The following is a 22,587-nucleotide window of genomic DNA, read 5'->3' on the forward strand; positions in this document are numbered from 1 at the left end:
GAGCCTTACTGACATAAAGCGTTGCACCATCCACCTGGGCAGACAGGTCTAGTGAGGCATCTGGGGCCACATCCATTGCCCACATTCTCTTCGACCGTTCCCTACACTATTCCCCACAGTTAGCATTAGCTAGGGGTCTTGCAGCGGCTATCCTGCACTTCTACCTAATGTGCAAACGGTTGAAAAGATTAAGCGAAAATCGATAAAACACTGGCATTTTGCAGAATCTGGGACCATAAACGTCTCAACGAGAATGCCCGCTTGGGTTTTATGTTCTTGATTATAAGAGATTTATATGCGCTGGTTGCCCCCCAGGGAACCACTGGCTTTGATAGTACAGGGGTTACGGTCTTTTCCACATTTTTCCCCAAACCTTTCCCCAAACGCAAATTAAGGATGTGTATCCCGGTCTACTGCTCTTCGTGGGGCCTCGTCAGAATAGCCGTGTGCAATCCGCCGAAGCGAGCGTGGACGGAATCACTCCTATGCTTTCGCCAGCAAGTCTACGAAGACACTGAACCGTGACTCAATCTCAGTGGCCGAAGTTGTCGAATAGCCCAGCTCCTTCGCCAGCACTTCGAGCTCCGGCTTCCACTCCGCTGCGAGCTGAACAGTCGGCGGAAAGCCATGGGTAGCGCGTTCCTTGAACACCTGTTCCGCCGCCGCTTGTACTTTCTTCGCATCCAACTTGCCGAGCATGTCGATCAACAGAATGTCGAGAACGTCGCGGGCGCGGCCCGCAGAGTACGGCCCCGTGCAGGCGTGAAGTTTTTGAGCGATTTGTTCGCTCAGATTGAGGCAGCGGATCGGAGATGGGACGCGCAATCCCATCGCGGCAAGTCCTTGAATTGTTGGCACGACAAATTCCACCGCGCCCCGTCCAGATGGTCCCAAATCAACGTCGATGGTTTGCCACGCGCGGGTTCGGTATCGGATGGCGAGTTCCAGTCGAACCGCGTCCACCTTGTCGATGTTCAAGGGCTTCCCTTTCAAACGAAAGGTGAAGTCATCGAAGCTGAGCGCGACGGCATCCTGAAATGCCCGTAGCCGCTTAGTCCGTTCGGCCGGTACACCGATGTCGATGTCCTTTGTCGCTCGTGCTCCCTCGGCGAATCTGAGTTCAAGAGCGACGCCGCCTTTCAGGTCGTAGCTGTCGAGAATACCTTCGCTCACCGCTCGTTCAAGAACGCCGCAAAGCGCCAGGAACGTAACCCAGCGGCGAAGACGCTCCTGCGCGACTCCCTGTTCCTTGGCGACCCGAGCTAGTGTCTTTTCGAGGCGTTCAACTGGCTGCGGCATGATGCACCTTCACCGACTTTCCGTTCGTCGATGGTGAGGGGATAGATGAAGTACGAGTAATGGATCTCCGAAGGCTGCTTGCCTCCGCGTTGTTGAGTAGCCCCTCGCGGAGCGCGGCGCTAACGGACTGCCGGGCAACATCGGTTCGGTGTGTGGCCGAGAGTACGTCCAAGATGCTGCGGCTCAGCGTGGTAACGGGGAGACCTTCATGTTCCCCGATGTCCTGGGGAGAAAGATTGGCTCTATGGATCGCTACCCACTCCGGGCACTTCCGACGCAATCTTGCTGAGGTGGGAACGGTAAGATTTACGCGCGGTGGGTTTGCATCGGAGATACCGTAGAGTAGCAATGCCGTCTCATGCGAGAGGGCGATGTCCTCTGGCCCTTGGCTGGCCTTAGCCCACAGGACGGCCTCGCGGTATTGAGCGAGACGGTCTGACGGGTAATGAGCAATCCGATAGACCCCCCTAGTCATGCGCTCCAATCGGCCACGCTGCGCCAGACGAACCAAAACGGAATCTTGTATGCCGGCGGCGCGCGCCTCTTTCGACGTGAGCAGCCCATCATGCTCTTCGGCAAGTGCAAACAGTTCATCCATGCGGGTGCGCGGCATTAATTGATTTTGCTCCCAGCGCGCTAGCTCTGTCAATATCGTTCCATTGTTGAATGATACTGACATGCTCAGATTGCTCAGTGAGTAACTCGGCGATTTCGAGTCAATGGAGAAACGCTACGGCCGAGATCACCGGCTTTAGTGATTTCTTTGCGAGGCCTATCGGCCGCCAGGTATCGCCTGCACTTAAGCTCGGCGCTCACTTCCCGGCGTTCCTCCTCCGAAAGATACACCTTTCAGGGATTGGCGCCCTCTGCAGGGTAATTGGCGTGCTTTGCTTGGCAGCCATCATCTCCGAAACCTAGCTTAAAACATATTGATTGCGAACGGAGCTCGACCCCTGAAAGGTTTGGAAGCGAGTCGGCGATCCATAGGAGAAAGTCTATGAACACTGAAGTGGTTGTAGTCATCGGTGCTGGTGGCATTGGGATGGCAATCGCCCGTCGTCAGGGCTTTGGCAGACACATTCTTTTAGCGGACTTCAACGAGCCGTTGTTAGCGGTCGCTGTAAAAGAACTTGAGGTGGCGAGTTACAAGGTTTCCCCGCTGAAGGTCGATGTTTCGTCCCGCAAGTCCGTGCGTGCTCTTGCCGATATGGCGGTCTCCCTCGGAAGCGTAATCAATGTCGTCAATACGGCCGGGGTTTCGCCGAACATGGCACCTCCCGACCGCGTGCTGGCCGTGGACTTATACGGGAGCGCAGTTGTCTTCGAAGAGTTCGAACATGTGATCGCTCCCGGCGGGTCGGCGCTGCTTGTTTCCAGCATGGCAGGCTATATGTCCCCGGCGCTGCCGAAGGAGCAGGACCACGCCCTGGCGTTTACACCGGCAGATGAATTGCTAACGCTGCCGTTCCTCAGCGCGGAAGCGGTTCCGAATTCGATGGTTGCGTACATCCTCTCCAAACGGGCAAACCACCTGCGTGTACAGGCATCCAGCATTAGCTGGGGAAAGCGTGGCGCTCGCGTGAACTCCATCAGCCCAGGAATCGTCTCGACTCCTCTTGCACAGCATGAGTTGAACTCGCCGATCGGCGATATGTACCGCGCCATGATTGAGGCGTCGCCCGCGAAGCGGATGGCTTCGCCCGATGAGATCGCCGTTGCAGCAAACTATCTCCTTGGCCCAGATGCAGGCTTCATCACTGGGACCGACCTGCTGATTGACGGCGGTGTCATTGCTGCAATGCTCGCCGGTCTCCTGCCAACACCGTAACAGGCCATCACAACATATCTCTCTTGAAAGCTGAGACGACAATGGTCAAACACTTTCGCGTACCAGGTAGTCTTCGGTTGAGGTTGGAAGAGGCGGGCATCCTTGTTCCTGCAGTGCTGCGCAGGGCGGGGCTGTCGCAGAACCTCTTCGATCAAACCCGTATCCTCGTTTCCACGGAAGAACTCTTCGCGCTTTGGACTGCCATTGGCGAGGTCAGCAAGGACGCGTCTATCGGCGTGCGCCTTGGGACAGAGAGCAGCATCGCACGCTTCCACCCCATGGGGCTGGCAGCTCTCTCGACGGAGAGCTTTGGCACGGCAATCAAACACATGGCCAGATACAAGCGGCTCGCTGCCCCGGAAGAGATCCTGCATGAGGCGGTCGAGGACGAGTGGGCCATCCAGTTCCGGTGGACGCTTGCTGTTGATATCGAACCTGCGGTGCTTGTCGAGCATTGCTTCGCATGGGTGCTCACCATCGCGCGGGAAGGCACAGGAACCCGGATCAAACCGCTTCGCGTTGAGTTGGTACAGCCACGAAGCCACACGAAGGCGTTGGAAAAGCACTTCGGCTGCCCCGTGATCTGTGGCGCGTCGCGCAACGCAATTATCTTCCGCGCCGAGGATGCAGCCATCCCGTTTGTGACACGGAATGCAGAGCTCCTGGAGATGCTCGCGCCTCAATTCGATCAGGAGCTGAAGACACGAACTGCGGACGAAGACCACTTCATCGACCTGGTGCGCGGCACGATTCAGCAGAGGCTTACCGGGCACCGTCCAGTGGTGGACGACGTTGCAAAGGACCTGCACATGAGCTCCCGCACACTTCAGCGGCGTCTTCAGGATTCAGGCTCCAGCTATCAACGGGTTCTTGACGATGCCAGGCACCAGATGGCCCGGTACTACCTCAGCAATTCGGTACTCGAACTTGCAGAAGCTGCATATCTTCTGGGCTATGAAGATGCTAACTCTTTCGCACGGGCCTTCCGCGCCTGGGAGGGAATGCCGCCGAAGAATTGGCGCGAGGCCCAGCGAGCCACCCCGTCCAGCAGCTCTCGGCCCAACTGACCTTAAAAGACTTCGAGATGCTCAGCCAGCGATACGAACGCGGATCGACTCTGATCACTTCGAACCTGCCGTTTCAAGAGTGGACCGAGATCCTCGGCTCGGAACGGCTGACCGGAGCCTTGCTCGACCGCCTTACCCACCACGTCCACATCCTGGAGATGAACGGCGACAGCTATCGCCTCAAGCAGAGCCGCCGCAAGCGTCCCCCATCTTCCGAACGCTGACTCTACCCCCGAACGCGCCTCGGGGGAGAAGGGCCGCTTCCGCTACGCTCCAGCGGCCCTTCTCCCCCGATACTCAACAACCTGACTGCCAAATACTGGCCTACTTTTACTCCGCAACGTTGGTCTGGTTTTACTCCGCCCTTGACACCGGTCGTCTTGAACCTCACGCCAGATCAATACCACCGGCTAAAGTTCGGCTGCTAGATCACGATCGCAAACGTTGTCACCAAAGCCGCGCTTCTTCGATGGTTCGCCGGTACTCGAAACTTGATCCGACAGATACCTCTCGCCAGTTACGACGGATTCCACTAAACCTTGTTTTTGGTCGTGGGTGCTTATTTGAGGATGCTAGGGTTTCCCAATGACAAGGGCTCATGCAATCTTTCTTGCAACACAACGAAAGCAACTTATTGCCTTACTCGCATCCGAAGGTGGCGCGGATACTTCATCCGACAGTGGAGGCAGGTATTCGCATCTTGCCGAACTCTATGATGAACTCTCACTAGTCGAAAGTGCCTTGGACGGAATTCCCTACGAACAACTTACGCTGCTACTGTCCGGGCTCGCAGTTTTGGGCGAAACCGGCCAAAGAGTTGCTGTGCCTCAAACGGTTTTGCGCAACACCTGAAGTACCTCTCCGTGCCATCTCTCCCCAACTGACGCTGCCAAGTTCGACTTGCGCTCCGAGACTCCTACCTCTAGGACTAGAATCGGCGGATGCACCGTGAAGCCCTCCTCAAGCTTTGGAACATGGACGAGATACCAGCTTGCGACAAAGGTATGGAACTCGCCCAGGCTTTCCTCATATCCGCTGGAGAGGCCGTCTACCGCCTCGGCACCGAAGAGCCTGGCGACCGGCTCACGGAGCTAACGGCGGCGTACATGGCAATGGCGGAACATTACGGCGGTTGCGACAACTGCAACGAAAACGCTCAGGCTGGCTAAAGTTTGCAGAAAAGTGGCCACCCCGAAGAGTGGCCGATGAGAAGCCATTGTGTGAGAGGTGAAGGTCTTCGCCTTCTGCTCTAGCTTATCGAAATTTCGCTGATAGGCGACATAATCCATGCGGTCAAACCACCTAGACGAGAGTGCAATTTCTAGATTGCATCCAAGGAAGCACGGCTTGCCGGTCTCGAACCTGCACGGATAGGATGATGGCGATGAATTGCTCATGCAAAGGCGGCGCGCTCATACGACAGCAACGGAGAGGCTGGATAGACGCAATTATGCGAGCGCTCAACCTCTTCCCTTGGCGTTGCACTAGCTGCGACCGAAAAGCCTATCGGTCTGCGCGGCACTAATGGTAGGAGGTCGCCCGTCTCGATGGCACATCTAGCAGACTCTGAGATAGAAGGTTGCAGAGAGTCGCCCCGAAGTGGGATGGGTTATCTTCGCCGACGGCATTAGTCTCTTCTCACTGATTCATTGCGCAACATTCTGCGATTCCGAGCTTGACACGCAGCCTCCTTTGAACAGTTGCCCTGAGTGTCAAGCTCTCTTTCTCATTCGCGGACAGCGTGCTGGATGTCGACTCGTGGAGAAACGACGGCTACATGACAAGCGCCGAAGAACAAGTGTCGAGGCCGGCGGCCATTTTGGGGTAAATGTATTGAAGTCTCCTGCACTTTTTGATGGTGAGGCTGGAGTTTCCACTCGGGTGAATAGTTCTTTGGCGTTGTGTACTATGCCGGACGCACCAATTCGTTTGTTCACCCATAGAATCGGGCGATGCCTAGCGGCCAATCGAGGGACCATATGTCTAAACGAGTTCTGATTCACGGAGCCGACCCGACCCTCTTAGAAACGCGCCGTCGGATACTTTCGTTGGACGGTATCGCTGCGGAGACAGTCTTGAACGGATCAATCATGGTCGATTTGATCCGGGCAAAACGGCCCGACTTGCTTATCGTCTGTTCGAGCCTACCGCTCGACTTGCAGCAGCGCGATGTTCGGGCCGCCAGCGCAGTTCGTCCGAAGGTGAGGTGTCTGGTACTGGCACCACACCGACATACCGGCTCCGAGATCAGCGATGCGGATACAGTCGTCCACCCATTCGATGGCCCTGAACGGTTCGTATCTGAAGTTCGGAAGTTGCTCTCATCGTAAGCGGTGTCATCCGTGGCAGCCCCTGGCGTCACGATGCTCGGCCCCGCCCCAACCGACCCTTCACCACCTAGAACCGAAGGCAAGGCAGACGCAACGCGGTCGATTTTGCACGCATCTTCAAAGGGGGATGGAAAACAAGAACATCGTCGACGAGGTTCGCCGAATCTTGCTATAAGAAATCGACCCGAATATAGATGTCGTTGAAGTCGAAACCGCCTCGAATGTCTACGTCATCAAGCCCGCCGAATCCTCTCAAAGAGAATCCCGAAACCGATTAGCACCGTGCGGAACAACGGGCCGGAAATGCCGGACAGGCGCATACCTTTTCGGCATTGAGTCAGGATCTAAATCACTTCACGGTCAACCCTCGGATAACGCACTCGTACACCGACCCTGGAATCCTTATAACTCGGTAGCGCCGTTTTCGATTAGCGGTGGGCCGATTTACGATGATGACCTCCGCGACGGTGAAGGCTTGCTTATCGGTGGTGGATCTGTTGGTGAGCATGTGACCTCCTGCTATGTGAATTGGGCGTCGTGGCCGACAGTACTGCTTCGTGGCTCCGCGGTCAAATGATTGAATCTAAACGGTATACAGGTCAAATAGTAGGTACACGTAAGAAGTACAATTAGCACATAAAACTGTGGATGATATTCGCCTTGTATTCGCCTATTGTCCAGGCATGAGCCGGGAGCCGGCACACACCCCGGACGTGGTCGAGACGCATATGTTGCTCCTAGATGCCGCTGGAATCCCCGCCCGCCAGAGGTCCGAATGTTTGATCCCGATGCGAACTTGCCCCGCCTCAACCGCAATATGGTCTATCTCGGCGCTTGCCTCATCGCGGGGATTCGGCTTGCCCGTGAGAAGCAAGTCAACATCCGGGTGATGCCGACGAGCGCGGCGATAGATGAGTCCGTCGAGATGGCGCACGAGATTTACAATCGGGTGTTTCGCCGGGTGCACACGCGGATCGGGGAGAAGGTCTAAAGCTCTCTTAGAGAGTTGGGCGGGATCACCAAGCTATGTGTGGACGTTATCTTCGGAAATCCGACAAACAGCGCATCGCCGAAGCGTTCCACACGCGAACATCAGCACCCTTGCCATGTCGCCGGACGATTACAACATCGCCCCTTCGACCTTTCAGCCCGTCATCCGAGAGAACAAAGACGAAGCGGGTCGCGAATTGGTGATGATGCGATGGGGCTTGATCCCGTTCTTTACAAAGCAACTATCCGACGTGAAGGGGATATCCACCATCAACGCGAGGGCCGGAACGATCCTTCGCAGCCCGATGTGGCGCGAGCCGTTCAAGAAGCGCCGCTGTCTTGTCCCTGTCTCCGGCTTCTATGAGTGGCACAAGATCGACGCGAAGACTCGGAAGCCGTACATCTTCACAGTCGCAGACTCATCACTGTTCGCATTTGCGGGGCTTTGGAACTCCTAGAAAGACCCCGATGGGGGATGGCTTCAATCCTTCTCCATCGTAACCACCGAGGCGAACGAACTCATGTCCTCGATACACACTCGAATGCCGGTGATCCTCCATAGCCGCGACTACGACCGCTGGCTATCACGCGATGTCACCGAACAACCGCCGATTGATCTTCTACGACCGTTCGAATCAGACGAGATGGGATGGAACCGGCTAATCAGGCTGTCGGCAATGTTCGAAACAACGGGCCGGAGATGTTGATTGGCGAGCCGCTGGTCAATACGGTTTCGCGGCCCTAAGATCGGGAGGCAGATATGACCGAACAAGAACAAGAAACGATGCGAGTCTGGATTTGCGACAATTGCAACGAGGCTTAGAGGAAGGAATTGAGCAAATGATCGAGGAGCATAAGCGGAGCATCACTTGCTTAGTATTTCTAGGAAGCGAGTTTGATGGCGATGTCTTCAAGCCGAAGCACTACTGGTTGCAGTCCGCAAATAAAGCTTGGAAACGTCCGGCACCATTCCGCTCTTTTGACCGCGAGGAGGCGCTTGCTGCCCTCCCTACGAGCGTTCGACTGTTCTTTGAGCCGCTCGAACCGGCAATGATTCGCGGGAATGGTTTCTGGACGCTCCGTCTCGGCGTGACAGAAATGGACGAGGACGAACTGGATCGCGAATGGATATCGACCCCACATCCCGCCGTGGTCTTTCGTGAACCGGTGAACGAAGGAGACGACTGCGTTCCCGGGCTCGACGTGCCGGATGTCCTCATCCACTGAGATGCTGTCGGCGATGTGCGGAACAACGGTTCGGGAATGCTGGATAATGCGTGAACTTACTCCTACGTCGCACCCACCCATCAAAGCCACAGCGCATCTAGGGACGGCGGGGATCGTCTAGCCTGCCGGCGCGGACCGAAGCTTGGAGCGCCGACAGTCTTTCGGCTTGCGCTGCTGTGCGCGGCTTGTCCTGGACATGCCTAGGGGAGTTTTTCGCTAGGCGCTAACTGCCGACAAGGGTGACTGTTCAATGAAAACGGCGTTTGCGGAAGTTTCGGCTCCGCCGAATCGTCCGGACCGGCGAAGTTTCCGCAAACCTCGACTTTCCTGAAACCCATCTTTTTCGTTCTGCGCCCACCAAGTAAGTAGGGACTGCCCGAAAGGAACCTGTTCAGACGACCAACTTCATTGCGAACCCACTCACCGGCCTACATTCCAAAACCTCACGAATACTCCGTCGTCCATAGGCCGCGTTCTCAAGCGAGCAGCTCCCCCGCCCCGTTCATTGCCGGACACAGATTCCATTTTTGGACAGTCACTACTATCCCCCTTCCAAGAAACCAGCAGTTCCAGTGTTGCGAATTGGCCACAAACCTGCAATGTCCCGGTCACTCTCTTCCGCCGGAGGCACCTTTGGAAATCCTCTTCCGTGAACAGCGCCACACCATCCGCCAGCTCCGTAAAGCACCCGGCTTCACCCTCGCCGCCGTGCTTACGCTCGCCTTCGGCATCGGTGCCACCACGACCATCTTCTCCATCGTCGAAGGGGTTCTCTTGCGCCCGCTTCCCTTCGCCGACCCCTCCCGGCTTGTCACCCTCGACGATCGCCTCTCCGGTGCCGGCGATGGCGTCGCGGGCATCTCCGCGCCAGAGATCGCGCCCTACACCCACGACACTCACAGCTTCACTTCAGTCGCCGCTTACCGCAGGGAAGCGGACGCACTCACAGGCGTCGGGGAACCCGCTCAGATCAGCGTCACCCGCCTCAGCGCGAGCGGCTTCCCCACGCTTGGGGTCTCACCTCTCTTCGGTCGGGTATACACCCTCGAAGAAGACGTACAGCGGCAGCAGGTAGCCATCCTCAGCTATCAGACCTGGCGCACCCGCTTCCACGGCGACACCAACATCCTCGGTAGGAAAATCCAGCTCGACCGCCGCGAATACCAGGTCATCGGGGTCATGCCCGCTACCTTCGAGTTCCCATTGCTCCCCGGCCAGATCATGCGCAGCGAGCTCTGGGTTCCTCTCAGCCTCACCGACGCGGAGCAACTCCCACCTGCCATTAGCTGGAATTACAGCTTGTTCGGCCGCCTCAAGCCCGGCGTCTCTGCCTCCCAGGCCCAGTTCGATGCCCAGCAGGTCGCGCAACAGGTCATGCGCGGCTTTCCCGCGGCCATGTCCACCCTCCACATCAGCTCCGTCGTCCAGCCGCTCGACGAAGCCACCGTCGCCCAGGCCCGCCCGCTCGTCCGCACCCTCTTCCTCGCCGTCGCCTTCGTCCTCTTCATCGCCTGCACCAACCTCGCCGGTTTGCTCCTAGTCCGCGTCATCCGCCGCCGCCGCGAGATCGCCGTCCGCATCGCCCTCGGCGCCACAGCCGCCTCCGTCCTTCGTCAGACGCTGCTCGAAACCCTCACCCTCAGCGCAGGCGGCGCCGCTCTCGGCCTCGCCGCCGCCTCCGTCACACTTCGCGCCGGCGTTCGCTTCCTTCCCGAGAACCTGCCCCGCATCGCCTCCATCACCCTTGACTGGCAAGTCTCCACCTTCGCCTTCGTCCTTGCCATCCTCACCGGTCTCCTCTGCGGAGTCGTTCCAGCACTTGCCGCCTCACGAACCACCGTGAATGATGCCCTCAAGGAAGGCGGACGCACCGGCACCAGCGGCGGTTCACAGTCCCGCCTTCGCTCCGGTCTGGTCATCGCCGAGCTTGCCGTTGCTCTCGTCCTGCTCACTGCTTCCGGCCTCTTCCTGCGCAGCTTCGAAAAACTCCGCTCCGTCGACCTCGGCTTCAGACCCTCCCACAGCCTCACCGCCTCCTATAGCTTGCCCGACGAGCACTACCGCACCCAGGCCCAGATCGATGCCTTCAACGACCAGCTCCTCCTCCGCCTCCAGCAACTGCCCGGAATCGAGCACGTCGGCGTCACCTCCCAGCTCCCCATCAGCGGCGGCCCAGCCGGCAATTCCTTCCTTCCCGAAGGCACTCCACCCGCCAAAGACGGCGGCCTCATCCTCGGCTGGACCGCCCAGGCCTTCGGTGACTACTTCGCCGCCGCCGGAATCCCCATCCTCCGTGGCCGCGACTTCACCGAAGCCGACCGCCCCGACGCGCCCCTCGTCGCCATCGTCAACCGCACCCTCGCCCAGCGCTTCTGGCCCAACCAGGACCCCATTGGCAAGCGCCTCCACTTCGGGCTCCGCGACACCCCGCTGCCCTGGCTCACCGTCATCGGCGAGATCGGCGACGTCAAACAAACCAACGCCACCGCGCCCGTCGAGCCCCAGATCTTTCAGCCCGCCGCCCAGGCCAAGGCCTCCTACGGCATGCTCGCCCCTGCCGCCATGTTGAATGCCGACACAGGCTCCATCATGATGCGCGGCAGCATTCCTCCCGAGCAGATGGAGAACGCTCTCCGCTCCATCGTCCACTCCCTCGACCCCCAGCTCCCGCTCATCCAGGTCGAATCCATGCAGCAGGTCGTTGAAGAGGGCCAGTCCCCGCAACGCTTCAACGTCTCCGTCATCTCCTTCTTCGCCATCGCCGCCGCCCTGCTCGCCGTCCTAGGCATCTACAGCGTCATCGCCTTCTCCGCCGCCCTCCGCACCCAGGAGATGGCTATCCGCCTCGCCCTCGGGGCTCAGCGCCAGGGCATCATGAAGATCATCCTCCTCTCCGGAGCAAGGCTCGGCCTAATCGGCTGCACCATCGGCGCGGTCCTCGCCATCTTCGCTACCCGCCTCGTCCGCACCCTGCTCTTCGAAGTTGACCCCCTCGACCCCACAGTCATTGCCCTCGCCGCAATCGCCATCTTCCTTATAGCCATCGCCGCCTCGGCCATCCCCGCCCGTCGCGCCGCCTCGATCGAACCCATCGAAGCCCTACGCTCGGAGTAGAGAACGTTCGCCAATCGTGGATATCAGTGGCTGCACAGATGTGAGTACCGCAGTGCTCCCGTTATGGCTGATAGCCATCGCCATTAACATGGCTGCCTTCTGAAAGCCATGTGGGGGCATCCTCACGAAAAACGAGGTTTGCGGCAACTTCGAGCCGTTGTGCCACCCGCGTTGCCTATCGACCACATTGGGCGGACTTGCCCCAAACACCGACTTTGCGGACGTCTCACGACAGTCCTACCGCGATAGCTCGCGAGATGGACGAGAAGGTCTGGTTGCTTTGGTTTGAGCAAGCGAGCGAAGAGGGTGAGGACACGGAGCTGCTCATCGGCGTTTACCGAACCGAGGAGACGGCAAAAGGGGCGATCATGCGCTTACAGGATCAGCCCGGTTTTAGAGAGTATCCCGATGGGTTCCACATCTACGCACGGATCCTGGACCAGGATTCGTGGACGGAAGGATTCGCGAGGGTATAGCTCCTCTCTGCAGCCGCAAGCGATGAAGTGTCCCATAACGTCGACTTCGTGGGAATTAGGACGTCAAACCAGCTCGATGGGAAGGAGCTGAGAACTTCTTCTTCATGTCCGTCCAATGCATCTGTGCTGAAATCAGCCCCGGCAGCACGGCATCGACGAAGCCGTCTTCCATCGTTGTGGACCCGGGCGAAGACAACCAGCCAAAGTGGAAACAAGCAACATGCGCGGCTCGCACAGCAGCATAGCAAGCGATGGAAATGACGATCCACAGAGTGAGATATTGGACATGACCTCCACGGCGCATTCTCTCCCACTGTGCTGACGACCGACGGCTTTGGAGCCACTTCCACGCCATGGGGAAAGGATACACATCAACGCCAATCCCGGAAAACGGCATTGTCGGAAACTTCCACCCGTCCGGTGGCCCGAGGCCCGTCCTTGCTGGAAAAGCCGACGTTGCGGGAACTCCGCGTGCTCTCATTTCCAAGCAACCACACACTGCTTCAGAATGCACGGCGCAGTCCAGGCGGTCATGAACTCTTCTCTGGGTATCGATTTCCCCTCTGCAAGCCTTAGCTTTCCACGAGTGGCTCCAACGATGATGGAGAAGTGACCGGTGTCGGACGGGGTATCGTACAGAACGATAGGGATACGTCCCCGTTTCCTTTGCGCCAGTACTTCGGGCAGATGAATCGCGCATTGCACGGGGACACCTAAGCGTTTCAGGCGATGGTAGCCACGCATCTCGAAACCGCCAACGTCCGCGTCAGGATCTGAGTGGAATGAAACTTGAAGGCCCAGTTGTTTGAGGCCAGCTGCTATGTGTACGGCGAACGCTCCATAGCGTTTCGTGTGTCGGCAAGCAGAGATGATCTCGGCCGGTTCGGGACTCTTCCCAAAATGATGAAGTGCACACCACGCAGCGAGGGGGCCACAATGCCCATCCAAGTTCAAGATTTCTTCTGGAGCCGTCCACCAATCGGGAAGATTCATCGTATGCACGCTTCGGACTAGCTGAATGCGCTAACGCAGAGCATACAGCGTTCCCATCCCGGGAAATGGGGTTATGACCAACTTCGACCTAGCGAGCCCACTTCATACATCTGATCGGCCGTCCTGCTTGTCCGAGCTTGCCACGAAGACGCCTCTTGGGCCAGTTCGATGATGGCTTCGGCGGAACGCTTAGCTAAAATCGAGCTCCGCTAGAAACATCCAGTGTCTACAATTTAGCCAACACGTAGTCTCGGGCAAGAGCACGAAAATGCTGACTCACGTTGAATTTAGATCCGACCGATTTGGTGCAGTGGCAGGGGAAGGCAAGCTCGTGAATCCTGATCTTTGGGGAAGAAGGCTTGCGGATTTCCTAAGAGCAGGCCTGATCAACGAGGGATTTGAGGTGACGGAGCCGATTGCAGAAGACTGGGGCTGGGCCATGAAGATCAAGAGCGAAACCCCGTACCTCTGGGTCGGATGTGGTCATTACCAGGAACATGCCGACGGCTATCTTTGTTTCATTGAGCCGAACGCTCCTCCTGCTTGGCGGCTATTTGGCAAGATGAAAATGACGAGGCGGATCGCGGAGCTTCAGAGGTCAGTGGACAGAATTCTTGCCGAGGAAGCTGGCATCCGCGCAAAGTAATGGTGGAGCTACGAGGATTTCAACCTGCATCGACGTGAACTTCCCGGTATTTGAAATTGAACTGCCTTGATGGGATGACGACGTTGCCGAAGTCGTCAACTTTCGTGGAGCAGCCTACATCTGGTTGCTCCGATTGGACCTCGAAGCTCTCCACCAATCAACCGCTAAACCTAAAGCGCCACCGACCGCTAAGCCATAAAGCGCGTAATGAGGAGCATATTCGAATTCCATCCACATAGGGCGAGCATGTCCAAGGAGCAAGGTCCCGAAGAACATGGATCCACCGAGCAAGAATGCCCCTGTCCCAGCGAGGCAAACTGTGTATTTTGGCTTTTCAGGCGAAACCATAAAACCAAGCGTACTCGCGACAAGCAGGTACGTCATTAGGCCTGGTTGAATCTACTGCAACCTGCTCCCGAGTGTGACCTCCCGCGAAACGGTGTTTGCGGAAGTTTCGGATCCGCCAAATCGTCCGAACCGCCAAATTTTCCGCAAACAACGACTTTCCGGAAGTCTTCAGCGGACACTACAAGCCGTAGTAAGGTGTGAAGTCTATGGAACGATTCCACCTTGATGCTGCGCTTCTTTATTCGGAATGGGCATTTGAGTTTCTTCTGCTCCCCCCGATATCGGCCCTATTCGTCGGAGCCGCGATCAGCTCAGTTTGGGCAGGACTCTATCAGCGACCGTTCCGAAAGCATCTCTGGAAGCGGCACTACGCGCTTGTGCTGACTCACTTCTCATTCTTTGCGGCAGCTATCGTAGTCGGCTTACTTTGGGTGAACGATCCGAGGAATCACCACCCTGCCAGTCGGGTCGCGACGTTCTGGTTAGACGCTGTGATTTGCGGATCGCTCGCTTCTTGCATCATTTGGACTTGGCAGATGAAAGGATTTCGGTGGTTTGCGGCCAGCTTGATGGTATTGGCTGAAGTGATCACGTTCGGCGCTATCTTCGTGGCTGGCATGTCGATATCGGGCGACTGGTTGTAGGCTGCTGTCACGCCCTAAGTCCCGAGAAACGGGGTTTGCGGAAGTTTCGGCTCTGCCAAATCCTCCGGACCGGCGAAGTTTCCGCAAACACCGACTTTGCGGCAGGCTGGTCCGCGCCAAGTCGGCGTTGCACAATCACGCGACAGCCGAGCGTTTCAATCTGCGCATAGCCACTGCGACGAGGAAACCGATGATGCTGATAGGGATGCCGATCATCCCGATGCACCCTACCAATCCGAAACCCACTGCGAGCGGGCCGCCGTCGCCGTGGGCGCTCCCGCCAGCTAGAGCGAAAAGGATGAGTCCCGCGAGGAAGGAAGCAAATGAAGTGCATACTCCTGCCAGCCAGCGGCCTAGACCGACCCTATCCGTCATCAGCCTGAATGCTTGGATCTCCAGAAGGCAAAGCAAACCGATAAATGAGACGAACTCCGCTATGTGAATGTAGAACCTGTGCGCGTCGCCGTTGTGTTGCCCATGAATCACATCAGCAACGGCCAAGATGAGTGTGGACATACCGAAAACAGCGGTCGCTTTCTTCATTGACGAAAGTTTATCGCACGGTATCGTCAGCTGAAGCTAATCGTTCCCCCGAAACGGGGTTATCGGAAACCTCGGGCCGGTCCAGCGTCTCAGGCGACCCCAAGGTCTTCAACGAAACGAGCATCGTATCGAACCTTCTCCGGTTTCAGACTCTGCTGATCGACAATAACCGCAACGAGGCAATCCCAGACGCTCTGGGGGGACCAGGGGAGGACCTCCGCCGGTGCCGGAAGCGGCGTGTGCTTGTACATGAATAGGAACGTCTTCTCCTTCATCGTTATCTCAGGCAGTTGTGCAGAGCTGACGGGTGCCTGTAGTGGGACCAGGTTCAGTTTGCCGCAGACCAGATCGTAGAAGTTCCCGACGGTTCGAACGGTCGCAGCCTCGCCGTCCTCTACTGTGATTACGAATAGCTCTTCCGTGCGAAGAACGATCTCTACGGCATCGAGTCCCATAGATTGAGGTTAGCGCGAACAAACCTGTGGCCGCGCCCAGATGTGATGCACTTAAAACGGCGTTTTCGGAAACCGCTCCCGCTCGATGTCTGTCGCCGACACGGTTCCCGCAACCCGACCCATCGCAGCGCCGTTTGTGCGCATCGGACGCAAATCAAAACAGCTACGCGGAGAGCAACCGACAATGGCAGAGAACGCCGCACACCTAGCAGTCTTGGAGGTCAGTCTACCCGCGCCCACGCTCCATATTGCACAGTTGCCAGTAACTGGCTTCCCGTCTCCACTGCTTCTTTTTCCAAAAGCCCCGCCAGATTCGCATCAAGTGCTATCCCCTCTGGAGGGGTTAATCCGAGTCGATGCAGAAGCGGCGCAATGCTGATCATCGAGTTTGCTAACCAGCCATATACATACGAAGCACGGCCGCCGCCGACGATGCCGTTGGACTCTATTGTAGGAAACGGCAATCCGGCTTGAAGGAAGGTGCCGCCAAGCCGTCGTCCAAAGTCCGGCTTCGCTCCGGATTTCAGGAATGCTTGCGTGACCAAAGAATATAACTGGTCGAAAAGGGGACACGGAGGGTAACTGGGCTGCTCGATCGGGATGTCCACATCATGAAACGCAACGATGGCTCCCCGATTCAGAAACCTTATTAAATGCCGCAGAGTGGCGGCAGGATCCGGCAGGTAAAGCAGAATGTATCTGCCGATCAACGCGTCGTACTTTTCTTCCGAAGCAAACTCATCCAGCGTAGACGTCTGAAACTCCACCCAGGAAGAGCATCCCTGCTGGGAGGCCCGCTCTTGTGCTCGCTTAATCGACATGGAATCGCGATCGATGCAGGTCACACGACCACCCGGACCGACGATGTCAGCAGCCAAAAAGGCCACGTCTCCGACGCCACACCCCACATCGAGCACGCGCATGCCGACCGAGAGCCCTGCTGCTCGAAAGTAGTGTTCTGTGTACGGACGGAGAAATCGGCCCTGAAAGAGCAACCGCTCCTGCTCAAAAATGGATTGCCCAAAGACGTAATTCTCACGCGATGAGTCACTCATCGGCGAAGTATACCGCCGCGTCATTACTATGTCGCTCATTTTTAGCAGTGCTAGACGTTGTTCGATGAATCGCCTGTGCGGAATCATCGCTTGGCCCAAGAGGATCCCACAAGCTCCCTCAAAACGGGATTTTGGGAAACCTCGAACCGTTTCGGCCGCCCGGGAGACCCGATGTTGCCGCAAACACCGACTTTCAAGGAACAATGTTTCTGGGCTGAGTTAGCGAATTCTTCTCGGTTGATTCGATGGCACAAGCGTTCTGTACAAAACCCTCCCGCCACCTATTGCGATTGCAGCGGTCGTGAATATGCCGATCCATGCGCCTCGCTGGTAAGCGATCACTGCGGCTCCGATTCCACCGAGAAGAAGAGTTCCGCCCACCACCATCGCGCCTGCCCGCTGTATGCGAGATTTGTCTCGTGTGCCGTTCCAGAACACGTCATTGACATGGCGGTCATTGGCAATGACGTCAGAAGGCAGCGTGTTGCGTTGTCTCTTCCTCAGATCATCGTTGATTGTCGGCATCGGCGAGGTCTCTCAAACGTATCCACAGCATAGCTGGTTCCCTGGAAACGGGGTTTGCGGAAGTTTCGACTCCGTCGGACCGCCCGGCGGACTACCTTGCCGCAAACGTCGACTTTACGGGAGGTTCTCTCGTTCTGTTCAACCTGAGCTAGAATTCCGGAGCGGCAGGACTCAGTGCCAAAGGAGCTTGGCTGTGGCAGACCCGTTGACGATTGATCCCTCTCGCACAGCCTTGTTGAGCATGGATTGCCAGGTCGGCATCCTCTCCATCTACACCCGCGATGCCAAGGACGCTTTCCTTGGTCGAGCCGCAAAGGTCCTCAGTCATGCTCGTGCCGTTGGGATGACGATCATCCATGTTCAGGTAGGCTTTCGCCCAGGGCTGCCCGAAGTCAGTGCTCGCAATGCGCTGTTTGGTGCCGTCAAGACTTCGGAACAGCATCAACAACTCTTCCGGGCACCACTCGGGTCCATCCCCGACATCATTGCGCCGAGGGGTGACGAGATCGTCATCACCAAGCATCGAGTCAGTGCGTTCGCGGGAACCGATCTTTCCATGATCCTCCGCGCCAACGATATCGATACCCTGATCCTTTATGGCATTGCCACCAGCGGTGTGGTTCTGTCTACCCTCGTCGAGGCCGCCGACGCCGATTATCGCCTTGCCATCATAGGCGACTGCTGCGCTGACCTTGACCTTGAGCTTCACAATCAACTCCTCCAGCGATTCTTCCCCACGCGAGGCTTGGTTTTGTTATCCGACAGCTTCATCGATGTCCCTTTGAAAAAGAACGAGGAAGGCTAGGACTTGTGGCCATGAACGGACTCATCGGCCTGTGCCCTCAGTGGAGATCACTGGCGGAGGTTGTTCTCCGATCACTGAGCTTCCAGGAAACGGGGCGGTCTCAACCGGTCGATGCAACACTGGCATGGAGTTTACTAGCTGGAGTTTCAAAATCCAACGTCGCCAAATCTCGGACTTCTGCTCCGCAGAAAGACCATGACGTCTCCCTTGTCTCATACACACCACCTCTCAAGAAATGATCTAAATCAGATGGTGTTGCATCGACCGGTTGAGACCGCCCCATTTTGAAGGGCTAGAACAAATCCATGAAAGCGAAAGCAGATCAGAATACTCCTCAGTGCCCCAGTCTGAGGCAGCATTGCTTTTCGCCTGCGTTTCTGGTGTTCCAAAGAGATAACGATAAAACTATTGAAAGCGGCTTAGCGCTTTGCCGATAGCAACGGAAGGAAAGTGAGTGAGAACTATATGAGCGCCTCTGAGCTGCTAGTCATTCAAATGGAATTTGTTGTCAAAAACGGGGAGCAACCACTTTCGGTAATACTTAGGCGCCCAATGACCTCTGAACCTCATAAGGTGGTCCAGCTATGCTTGCATGAGGCACGGGTACTGGGTGGCATTTGGGACCTGTCAGGCAAAGTGTTTTATCCCTGGCATGAAGTGAACCAGATGACCTGGCGGCCAGATGCTGCCACTGCAGAGGACTGGGGGCATCTCGGCTTCCGTGCGGCGATGAAACACTTAGAACTGACTGGAGGGGCGATCTCCGAAGATCCTTATAGAATCCCCGAGGACGAGCGGATCAAAAGCTGACTTTATGGGCGATGACGAACGAAACGAAGGGGCGCGTTGCTCCACCATGGCGGGCGACCGTCGTCGCTGGAGCGGCGCAGCTTCAGACACCCGGAGACCAGTCCCCGAGACCGGTCCGGGATCAGTTTACTGGCCACGATCAGGCGCAGCTTCCTCTGATTGGCAGCCCTTCGCTCGCTCGGTGCGTTGGCGCGTATCGACACACGAGTGCTATTTTGCCTGTAAAGCGCGTACCTCCGATCTAGAGCGTTCTTATCGCTGCGTTCGGTACAGAACGAATCAAAAGCCAGCCGCCGGTCGAGAGTTCTGCAAGCAGCATCGGGATCCACAGAACCGCGCTCAAAGCTGGAAAATTGGGCCGAACGAGATGTGTAGCGCACGCGGCGAAAGCGAGGATCGATGCAACTAGACCCAACCAGCCTAGAACCCTTGGAATGGATACCGATCGGACAAAGACAAAGAAAAAGAGCGTTGAACCAATCGTGAAGATCAGGGCATCAAAGCTGGTCGCAGTATTCCAGTCCACGAACTCAAGAATGAAGCTGCCGAAGTGCGCACCGGCGAACGCTGATCGGACTGTATCGAAACGGACCACCGCTACAATAAGCCCGATAAGAACTTCCACAAGTCGGCATGCCAGCGCAATGGCCGACGTGACAGGCTTAAACATCTTCAGTGTGAAGTAAAGGCCTAGCGCCAGCGGCACAACAAATACCGAACCAGCCAGCATTAACCACTTCCCAAGCAACTGATGGGATAACTGCAAGCCGGTAAGATCGACCCCCAGGACCAGCAGGTAAGCCAATCCTGAGACCCGTGCCCATAAACGTCGTGACTGGAGATCACGATTCGATGTCATCCTCGCACCTCGCTTTTGTCACAGAGGCATACGCCTGCTGCTATCTCCTGGTTCCCCTCTAATCTAGTTGGTTGCCTCGCTTCCCCAAAAAAATTCCTATCTTTATTCAATTGTGGTGCGATGGCATCTCGACTGGACCATTCAGAGCGATACGCTGATTTACTTTGAACTGTCTCAAATGGCGACTCTGAAGCTCGGCTACGGATGACGATCTTGCGCGGATCTGGCCAGTCGGTCTCGAACCTGCCGCGAAGTCGGTGTTTGCGGAAACCTCGTCGGTCCGGACGGTTTGGCGGAGCCGAAACTTCCGCAAATCCCGTTTGCGGGATCAAGGCAACAAATTGTTCAGGATGCTTCCTACCTTCTACGACCGGCCATTACTTGCGTCCTGCCTGATCGCCCTGAGAGGATGGCTTGCATGGAAACAGCAGGTATGTGGCCGCGCATTATCTGCACATGCTTCGGGATGTTGCTACTCTACTTCGTGGCACATGGAACGATAACAGGGCGAGCATTCGGAAAATTCGGTGAGTTGGATCGCATACGCCAGCCCTTCGGGTATTGGTTAGTCCTGGTTTCGCAGGCTGCGGCTGGCATCCTGTTATTCGTTGCAGCCATCCTCCTGTAGTCACGACGCTGATTTCCGCAAACGCCGTTTCTGGGGAATTAATGTCTCTCTGCCGCGTCGCTCCGACGCAACTGGTCCCGACAGCGGCTGTCTCGCGGTTCACATCTCCTTTCATCGATTCGAGTGCTCATTGCTTCCGTGTTCGAGTACCCACAGTCCCAAGCCCGTGCCATTCGCGCCCTTCGTCGTTTCCTGCATGATCTCCGCATTGACCGAATCCATCAGCACCCAATCCGCTTCCGCCATCGCAGAGGCCGCCTGCGCCTTCGGCATCGGAGCACCCCAGGCAGATGACATCACCGTCCTTACCATCACTCGCGAGTAGCCGGTCGAAGCGCGATCCTGATCTAATGGTTTTGCCGATTCCCTTGAAACGGCGTTTTCGGAAACTGAGCCGAGCCTAGATCCCGATGAACGCTTTCCCATCAGAAGTGTTTCTGGCTTGATGATCAAGTCGGCGATACAGTCGCCATCATGCTGGAGCGACTACCAGAGGGTTCTTAGCGAATGTGCCGTCTCGTCTCGCTTTATCGAAGTGCTTCTGCGTTTTCAGCAAAGCGATGAGGACTCCAAGCAGTCTGTCGGCTAAACCGCGCAATGCCCGTGCATGCTGGTGGCCTGCTCCCCTCAGTGCGTCGTAGTGTTTTCGGCTCCTGATGTCACAGCAGAGGCTACTTGTCGCCCAATAGAACACTGCGTTTCGCAAGCGCGGACTGCAAGCCTGACGCATGCCGACGGTTTTTCTCTTGCCGCTTTGCCTAGTAACCGGAGCCGTGCCGGCATAACAGCGCAATGCCTCGTAATCCCGGTCCCGGATCGGCTTGGAGGCCTCCGTCAGAATAGCTGCGGCGACAGCAGGGCCGATACCAGGAATAGATAGGAGCAGGCCGGCATCGCACGGTGGCTGATTCGTCCCTGCGTTCGCCTCAGTCATGACGGTTAGGAGGCACTTGATGCGATTGCCCACTTCCCGAAGTTGCTCCTCCAGTAGCCTCACCTGGGGAAGCGGCAGTTGAACATGCTCACAGGCCGCCTCGGCTGCGCCTGGAGCTAGTACCAGTGGCGCAGTCCTTAAAGCCGCGTGTACCTCGTCCACTGAAACCTTCCGTATCCGGTTCGCCCTGAGGATGCGCAGAATGCGAAGGGAAGTGATCTTCGCCCCTGCGGCAGGCGTAGGTGCCGCCTCCAGCAGATCCCACATGAGCCGATCATCAGCAGCCGGACTGATTGCAAGCATCTGTGGATAGTACCGGTGAAGTTGCTGCCATAAGCGGTTGGTAACGCGCCTGAGTTCAACCTTCAGCTGGTCCTGGAACCGGGATAGCTCTCGCAGTCGAATCAACTCGGGGGAGTCGATCTCCACCCTCCTATAACTCTGCCTGTCTGTATACAGCGAGCTGGCCAGTACCAGGGCATCCCGAGCATCGTCCTTTGCTCCGGCAACGGTAAAGCGGTCGCGGAAGCGGTCTACCTGCTTGGGATTAATCGAGAACACGGCAAAGCCAGCTTCGACCAGGGTTTCCACGAGGGCGCCCCAGGCGACCTCAATGCCGATTGCGACCAAAGCTGGCTCACACGCCGTTCGTTGTTTAAGTTTGTTGACCAGGGTGACGAGGCCCTCGCCGCTGTGGTCTGCGTTGTATTGCTCTACGGGTCGCCCAGTACCATCCAGTGCGGCAACCCGGTGAGTCTGCGTGCCCCAGTCGATCCCGACAAAGTATTGAAATGATTGCTCCACGATTCCTCCTGAATTGCTTTGCGATGCCTGCGTCACGCCTGTACCGGCACTCACCCCTGCTGCGTTGGTGCTACTCCCCACTGGACGTTTGCATCACTGCTCAACCGTCAAGGCGCAAGTCCCCGATTGGTGATCCGATCACTGCGTTGCGGAGGCACTCTTGACGCCAGCTACGTGGGACTTCCCGCTTACGAGAAGTCTTGAACA

The 22,587-nt window shown here is 57.0% G+C and carries 19 protein-coding genes and 1 pseudogene; 12 read left to right on the plus strand and 8 right to left on the minus strand.

Annotated elements, in window-relative coordinates; all coding sequences use genetic code 11:
• Positions 1 to 483: 483 nt before the first annotated feature.
• Together HDF16_RS13630 and HDF16_RS13635 are read right to left on the minus strand one after the other, a co-directional pair.
• Entirely contained in the window at positions 484 to 1,299 is an 816-nt protein-coding gene (locus HDF16_RS13630) for a nucleotidyl transferase AbiEii/AbiGii toxin family protein (protein ID WP_184217357.1), read from the minus strand.
• On the minus strand, positions 1,283 to 1,978 hold the full coding sequence (locus tag HDF16_RS13635) for a type IV toxin-antitoxin system AbiEi family antitoxin domain-containing protein (protein WP_221312726.1): 696 nt from the start codon (positions 1,976 to 1,978) through the stop codon (positions 1,283 to 1,285). The genes HDF16_RS13630 and HDF16_RS13635 overlap by 17 nt, the downstream gene beginning before the upstream one ends.
• Before the next feature lie 318 nt (positions 1,979 to 2,296).
• Between HDF16_RS13635 and HDF16_RS13640 the strand changes: the two genes are divergently transcribed.
• From HDF16_RS13640 to HDF16_RS13695, 10 genes and pseudogenes are all read left to right on the plus strand, one after another.
• The gene (locus HDF16_RS13640; RefSeq protein ID WP_184217361.1) at positions 2,297 to 3,127 is read left to right on the plus strand and encodes an SDR family oxidoreductase; all 831 of its coding nucleotides are present in this window, start codon (positions 2,297 to 2,299) and stop codon (positions 3,125 to 3,127) included.
• 41 nt (positions 3,128 to 3,168) lie between these two features.
• Positions 3,169 to 4,194: an AraC family transcriptional regulator gene (locus tag HDF16_RS13645; protein ID WP_184217364.1), complete on the plus strand. Its 1,026-nt coding sequence runs from the start codon at positions 3,169 to 3,171 to the stop codon at positions 4,192 to 4,194.
• Positions 4,195 to 4,211: 17 nt separating this feature from the next.
• Positions 4,212 to 4,418: an ATP-binding protein gene (locus HDF16_RS13650; RefSeq protein ID WP_281383462.1), complete on the plus strand. Its 207-nt coding sequence runs from the start codon at positions 4,212 to 4,214 to the stop codon at positions 4,416 to 4,418.
• 717 nt (positions 4,419 to 5,135) lie between these two features.
• The gene (locus HDF16_RS13655; protein ID WP_184217366.1) at positions 5,136 to 5,363 is read left to right on the plus strand and encodes a hypothetical protein; all 228 of its coding nucleotides are present in this window, start codon (positions 5,136 to 5,138) and stop codon (positions 5,361 to 5,363) included.
• 1,936 nt (positions 5,364 to 7,299) lie between these two features.
• Positions 7,300 to 7,515: a hypothetical protein gene (locus tag HDF16_RS13665; protein WP_184217370.1), complete on the plus strand. Its 216-nt coding sequence runs from the start codon at positions 7,300 to 7,302 to the stop codon at positions 7,513 to 7,515.
• A gap of 115 nt (positions 7,516 to 7,630) precedes the next feature.
• Positions 7,631 to 8,113 (plus strand): annotated as a pseudogene (locus HDF16_RS13670) (SOS response-associated peptidase); the annotation flags it as partial.
• Positions 8,114 to 8,354: 241 nt separating this feature from the next.
• Positions 8,355 to 8,741: a hypothetical protein gene (locus HDF16_RS13675; RefSeq protein ID WP_184217372.1), complete on the plus strand. Its 387-nt coding sequence runs from the start codon at positions 8,355 to 8,357 to the stop codon at positions 8,739 to 8,741.
• Positions 8,742 to 9,374: 633 nt separating this feature from the next.
• On the plus strand, positions 9,375 to 11,855 hold the full coding sequence (locus HDF16_RS13680) for an ABC transporter permease (protein WP_184217374.1): 2,481 nt from the start codon (positions 9,375 to 9,377) through the stop codon (positions 11,853 to 11,855).
• Positions 11,856 to 12,112: 257 nt separating this feature from the next.
• Positions 12,113 to 12,331: a hypothetical protein gene (locus HDF16_RS13685; RefSeq protein ID WP_184217376.1), complete on the plus strand. Its 219-nt coding sequence runs from the start codon at positions 12,113 to 12,115 to the stop codon at positions 12,329 to 12,331.
• A 1,324-nt stretch (positions 12,332 to 13,655) separates the two neighbouring features.
• Entirely contained in the window at positions 13,656 to 13,970 is a 315-nt protein-coding gene (locus tag HDF16_RS13695) for a hypothetical protein (RefSeq protein ID WP_221312727.1), read from the plus strand.
• 1,127 nt (positions 13,971 to 15,097) lie between these two features.
• Here the strand turns inward: HDF16_RS13695 and HDF16_RS13705 are convergent.
• The 3 genes from HDF16_RS13705 to HDF16_RS13715 form a co-directional block, all read right to left on the minus strand.
• A complete protein-coding gene (locus tag HDF16_RS13705; protein ID WP_221312728.1) occupies positions 15,098 to 15,478 on the minus strand; it encodes a hypothetical protein in 381 nt (126 codons plus the stop codon).
• A 116-nt stretch (positions 15,479 to 15,594) separates the two neighbouring features.
• Positions 15,595 to 15,960, minus strand: coding sequence for an acyl carrier protein (locus tag HDF16_RS13710; protein ID WP_184217385.1), 366 nt, complete (start codon positions 15,958 to 15,960; stop codon positions 15,595 to 15,597).
• A 221-nt stretch (positions 15,961 to 16,181) separates the two neighbouring features.
• Positions 16,182 to 17,015 (minus strand): class I SAM-dependent methyltransferase, encoded by an 834-nt coding sequence (locus tag HDF16_RS13715; RefSeq protein WP_184217387.1) that lies wholly within the window; start codon positions 17,013 to 17,015, stop codon positions 16,182 to 16,184.
• Between the two features lie 766 nt (positions 17,016 to 17,781).
• Here HDF16_RS13715 and HDF16_RS31850 point away from each other — a divergent pair.
• Both HDF16_RS31850 and HDF16_RS13725 read left to right on the plus strand, forming a co-directional pair.
• The gene (locus tag HDF16_RS31850; protein WP_184217585.1) at positions 17,782 to 18,345 is read left to right on the plus strand and encodes an isochorismatase family cysteine hydrolase; all 564 of its coding nucleotides are present in this window, start codon (positions 17,782 to 17,784) and stop codon (positions 18,343 to 18,345) included.
• Between the two features lie 465 nt (positions 18,346 to 18,810).
• Positions 18,811 to 19,155 (plus strand): hypothetical protein, encoded by a 345-nt coding sequence (locus tag HDF16_RS13725; RefSeq protein ID WP_184217390.1) that lies wholly within the window; start codon positions 18,811 to 18,813, stop codon positions 19,153 to 19,155.
• 241 nt (positions 19,156 to 19,396) lie between these two features.
• Here HDF16_RS13725 and HDF16_RS13735 read toward each other — a convergent pair whose 3' ends face one another.
• The 3 genes from HDF16_RS13735 to HDF16_RS13745 all read right to left on the minus strand — a co-directional run bounded on the left by HDF16_RS13735 (position 19,397) and on the right by HDF16_RS13745 (position 22,380).
• Complete coding sequence (locus HDF16_RS13735; protein ID WP_184217394.1) at positions 19,397 to 20,014, minus strand: DUF4386 domain-containing protein; 618 nt, start codon at positions 20,012 to 20,014, stop codon at positions 19,397 to 19,399.
• A gap of 739 nt (positions 20,015 to 20,753) precedes the next feature.
• Positions 20,754 to 20,939, minus strand: coding sequence for a hypothetical protein (locus HDF16_RS30210; protein ID WP_221312731.1), 186 nt, complete (start codon positions 20,937 to 20,939; stop codon positions 20,754 to 20,756).
• Positions 20,940 to 21,114: 175 nt separating this feature from the next.
• A complete protein-coding gene (locus HDF16_RS13745; protein ID WP_184217398.1) occupies positions 21,115 to 22,380 on the minus strand; it encodes an IS110 family transposase in 1,266 nt (421 codons plus the stop codon).
• Positions 22,381 to 22,587: the final 207 nt, after the last annotated feature.

Source organism: Granulicella aggregans, from assembly GCF_014203275.1.
Taxonomy (GTDB): domain Bacteria; phylum Acidobacteriota; class Terriglobia; order Terriglobales; family Acidobacteriaceae; genus Edaphobacter.

What these genes read in the sequence shown, in the direction of transcription:
- HDF16_RS13645 (WP_184217364.1), top strand. Translation starts at nt 3,169, where the DNA reads ATGGTCAAACACTTTCGCGTACCAGGTAGTCTTCGGTTGAGGTTGGAA.
- HDF16_RS13650 (WP_281383462.1), top strand. Translation starts at nt 4,212, where the DNA reads ATGCTCAGCCAGCGATACGAACGCGGATCGACTCTGATCACTTCGAAC.
- HDF16_RS13685 (WP_184217376.1), top strand. Translation starts at nt 12,113, where the DNA reads ATGGACGAGAAGGTCTGGTTGCTTTGGTTTGAGCAAGCGAGCGAAGAG.
- HDF16_RS13725 (WP_184217390.1), top strand. Translation starts at nt 18,811, where the DNA reads ATGAGCGCCTCTGAGCTGCTAGTCATTCAAATGGAATTTGTTGTCAAA.
- HDF16_RS13675 (WP_184217372.1), top strand. Translation starts at nt 8,355, where the DNA reads ATGATCGAGGAGCATAAGCGGAGCATCACTTGCTTAGTATTTCTAGGA.
- HDF16_RS13705 (WP_221312728.1), bottom strand. Translation starts at nt 15,478, where the DNA reads ATGTCCACACTCATCTTGGCCGTTGCTGATGTGATTCATGGGCAACAC.
- HDF16_RS13665 (WP_184217370.1), top strand. Translation starts at nt 7,300, where the DNA reads ATGTTTGATCCCGATGCGAACTTGCCCCGCCTCAACCGCAATATGGTC.
- HDF16_RS13735 (WP_184217394.1), bottom strand. Translation starts at nt 20,014, where the DNA reads ATGACATCGAATCGTGATCTCCAGTCACGACGTTTATGGGCACGGGTC.
- HDF16_RS13655 (WP_184217366.1), top strand. Translation starts at nt 5,136, where the DNA reads ATGCACCGTGAAGCCCTCCTCAAGCTTTGGAACATGGACGAGATACCA.
- HDF16_RS13630 (WP_184217357.1), bottom strand. Translation starts at nt 1,299, where the DNA reads ATGCCGCAGCCAGTTGAACGCCTCGAAAAGACACTAGCTCGGGTCGCC.
- HDF16_RS13640 (WP_184217361.1), top strand. Translation starts at nt 2,297, where the DNA reads ATGAACACTGAAGTGGTTGTAGTCATCGGTGCTGGTGGCATTGGGATG.
- HDF16_RS13715 (WP_184217387.1), bottom strand. Translation starts at nt 17,015, where the DNA reads ATGAGTGACTCATCGCGTGAGAATTACGTCTTTGGGCAATCCATTTTT.
- HDF16_RS13710 (WP_184217385.1), bottom strand. Translation starts at nt 15,960, where the DNA reads ATGGGACTCGATGCCGTAGAGATCGTTCTTCGCACGGAAGAGCTATTC.
- HDF16_RS13635 (WP_221312726.1), bottom strand. Translation starts at nt 1,978, where the DNA reads ATGTCAGTATCATTCAACAATGGAACGATATTGACAGAGCTAGCGCGC.
- HDF16_RS30210 (WP_221312731.1), bottom strand. Translation starts at nt 20,939, where the DNA reads ATGTCATCTGCCTGGGGTGCTCCGATGCCGAAGGCGCAGGCGGCCTCT.
- HDF16_RS31850 (WP_184217585.1), top strand. Translation starts at nt 17,782, where the DNA reads ATGGATTGCCAGGTCGGCATCCTCTCCATCTACACCCGCGATGCCAAG.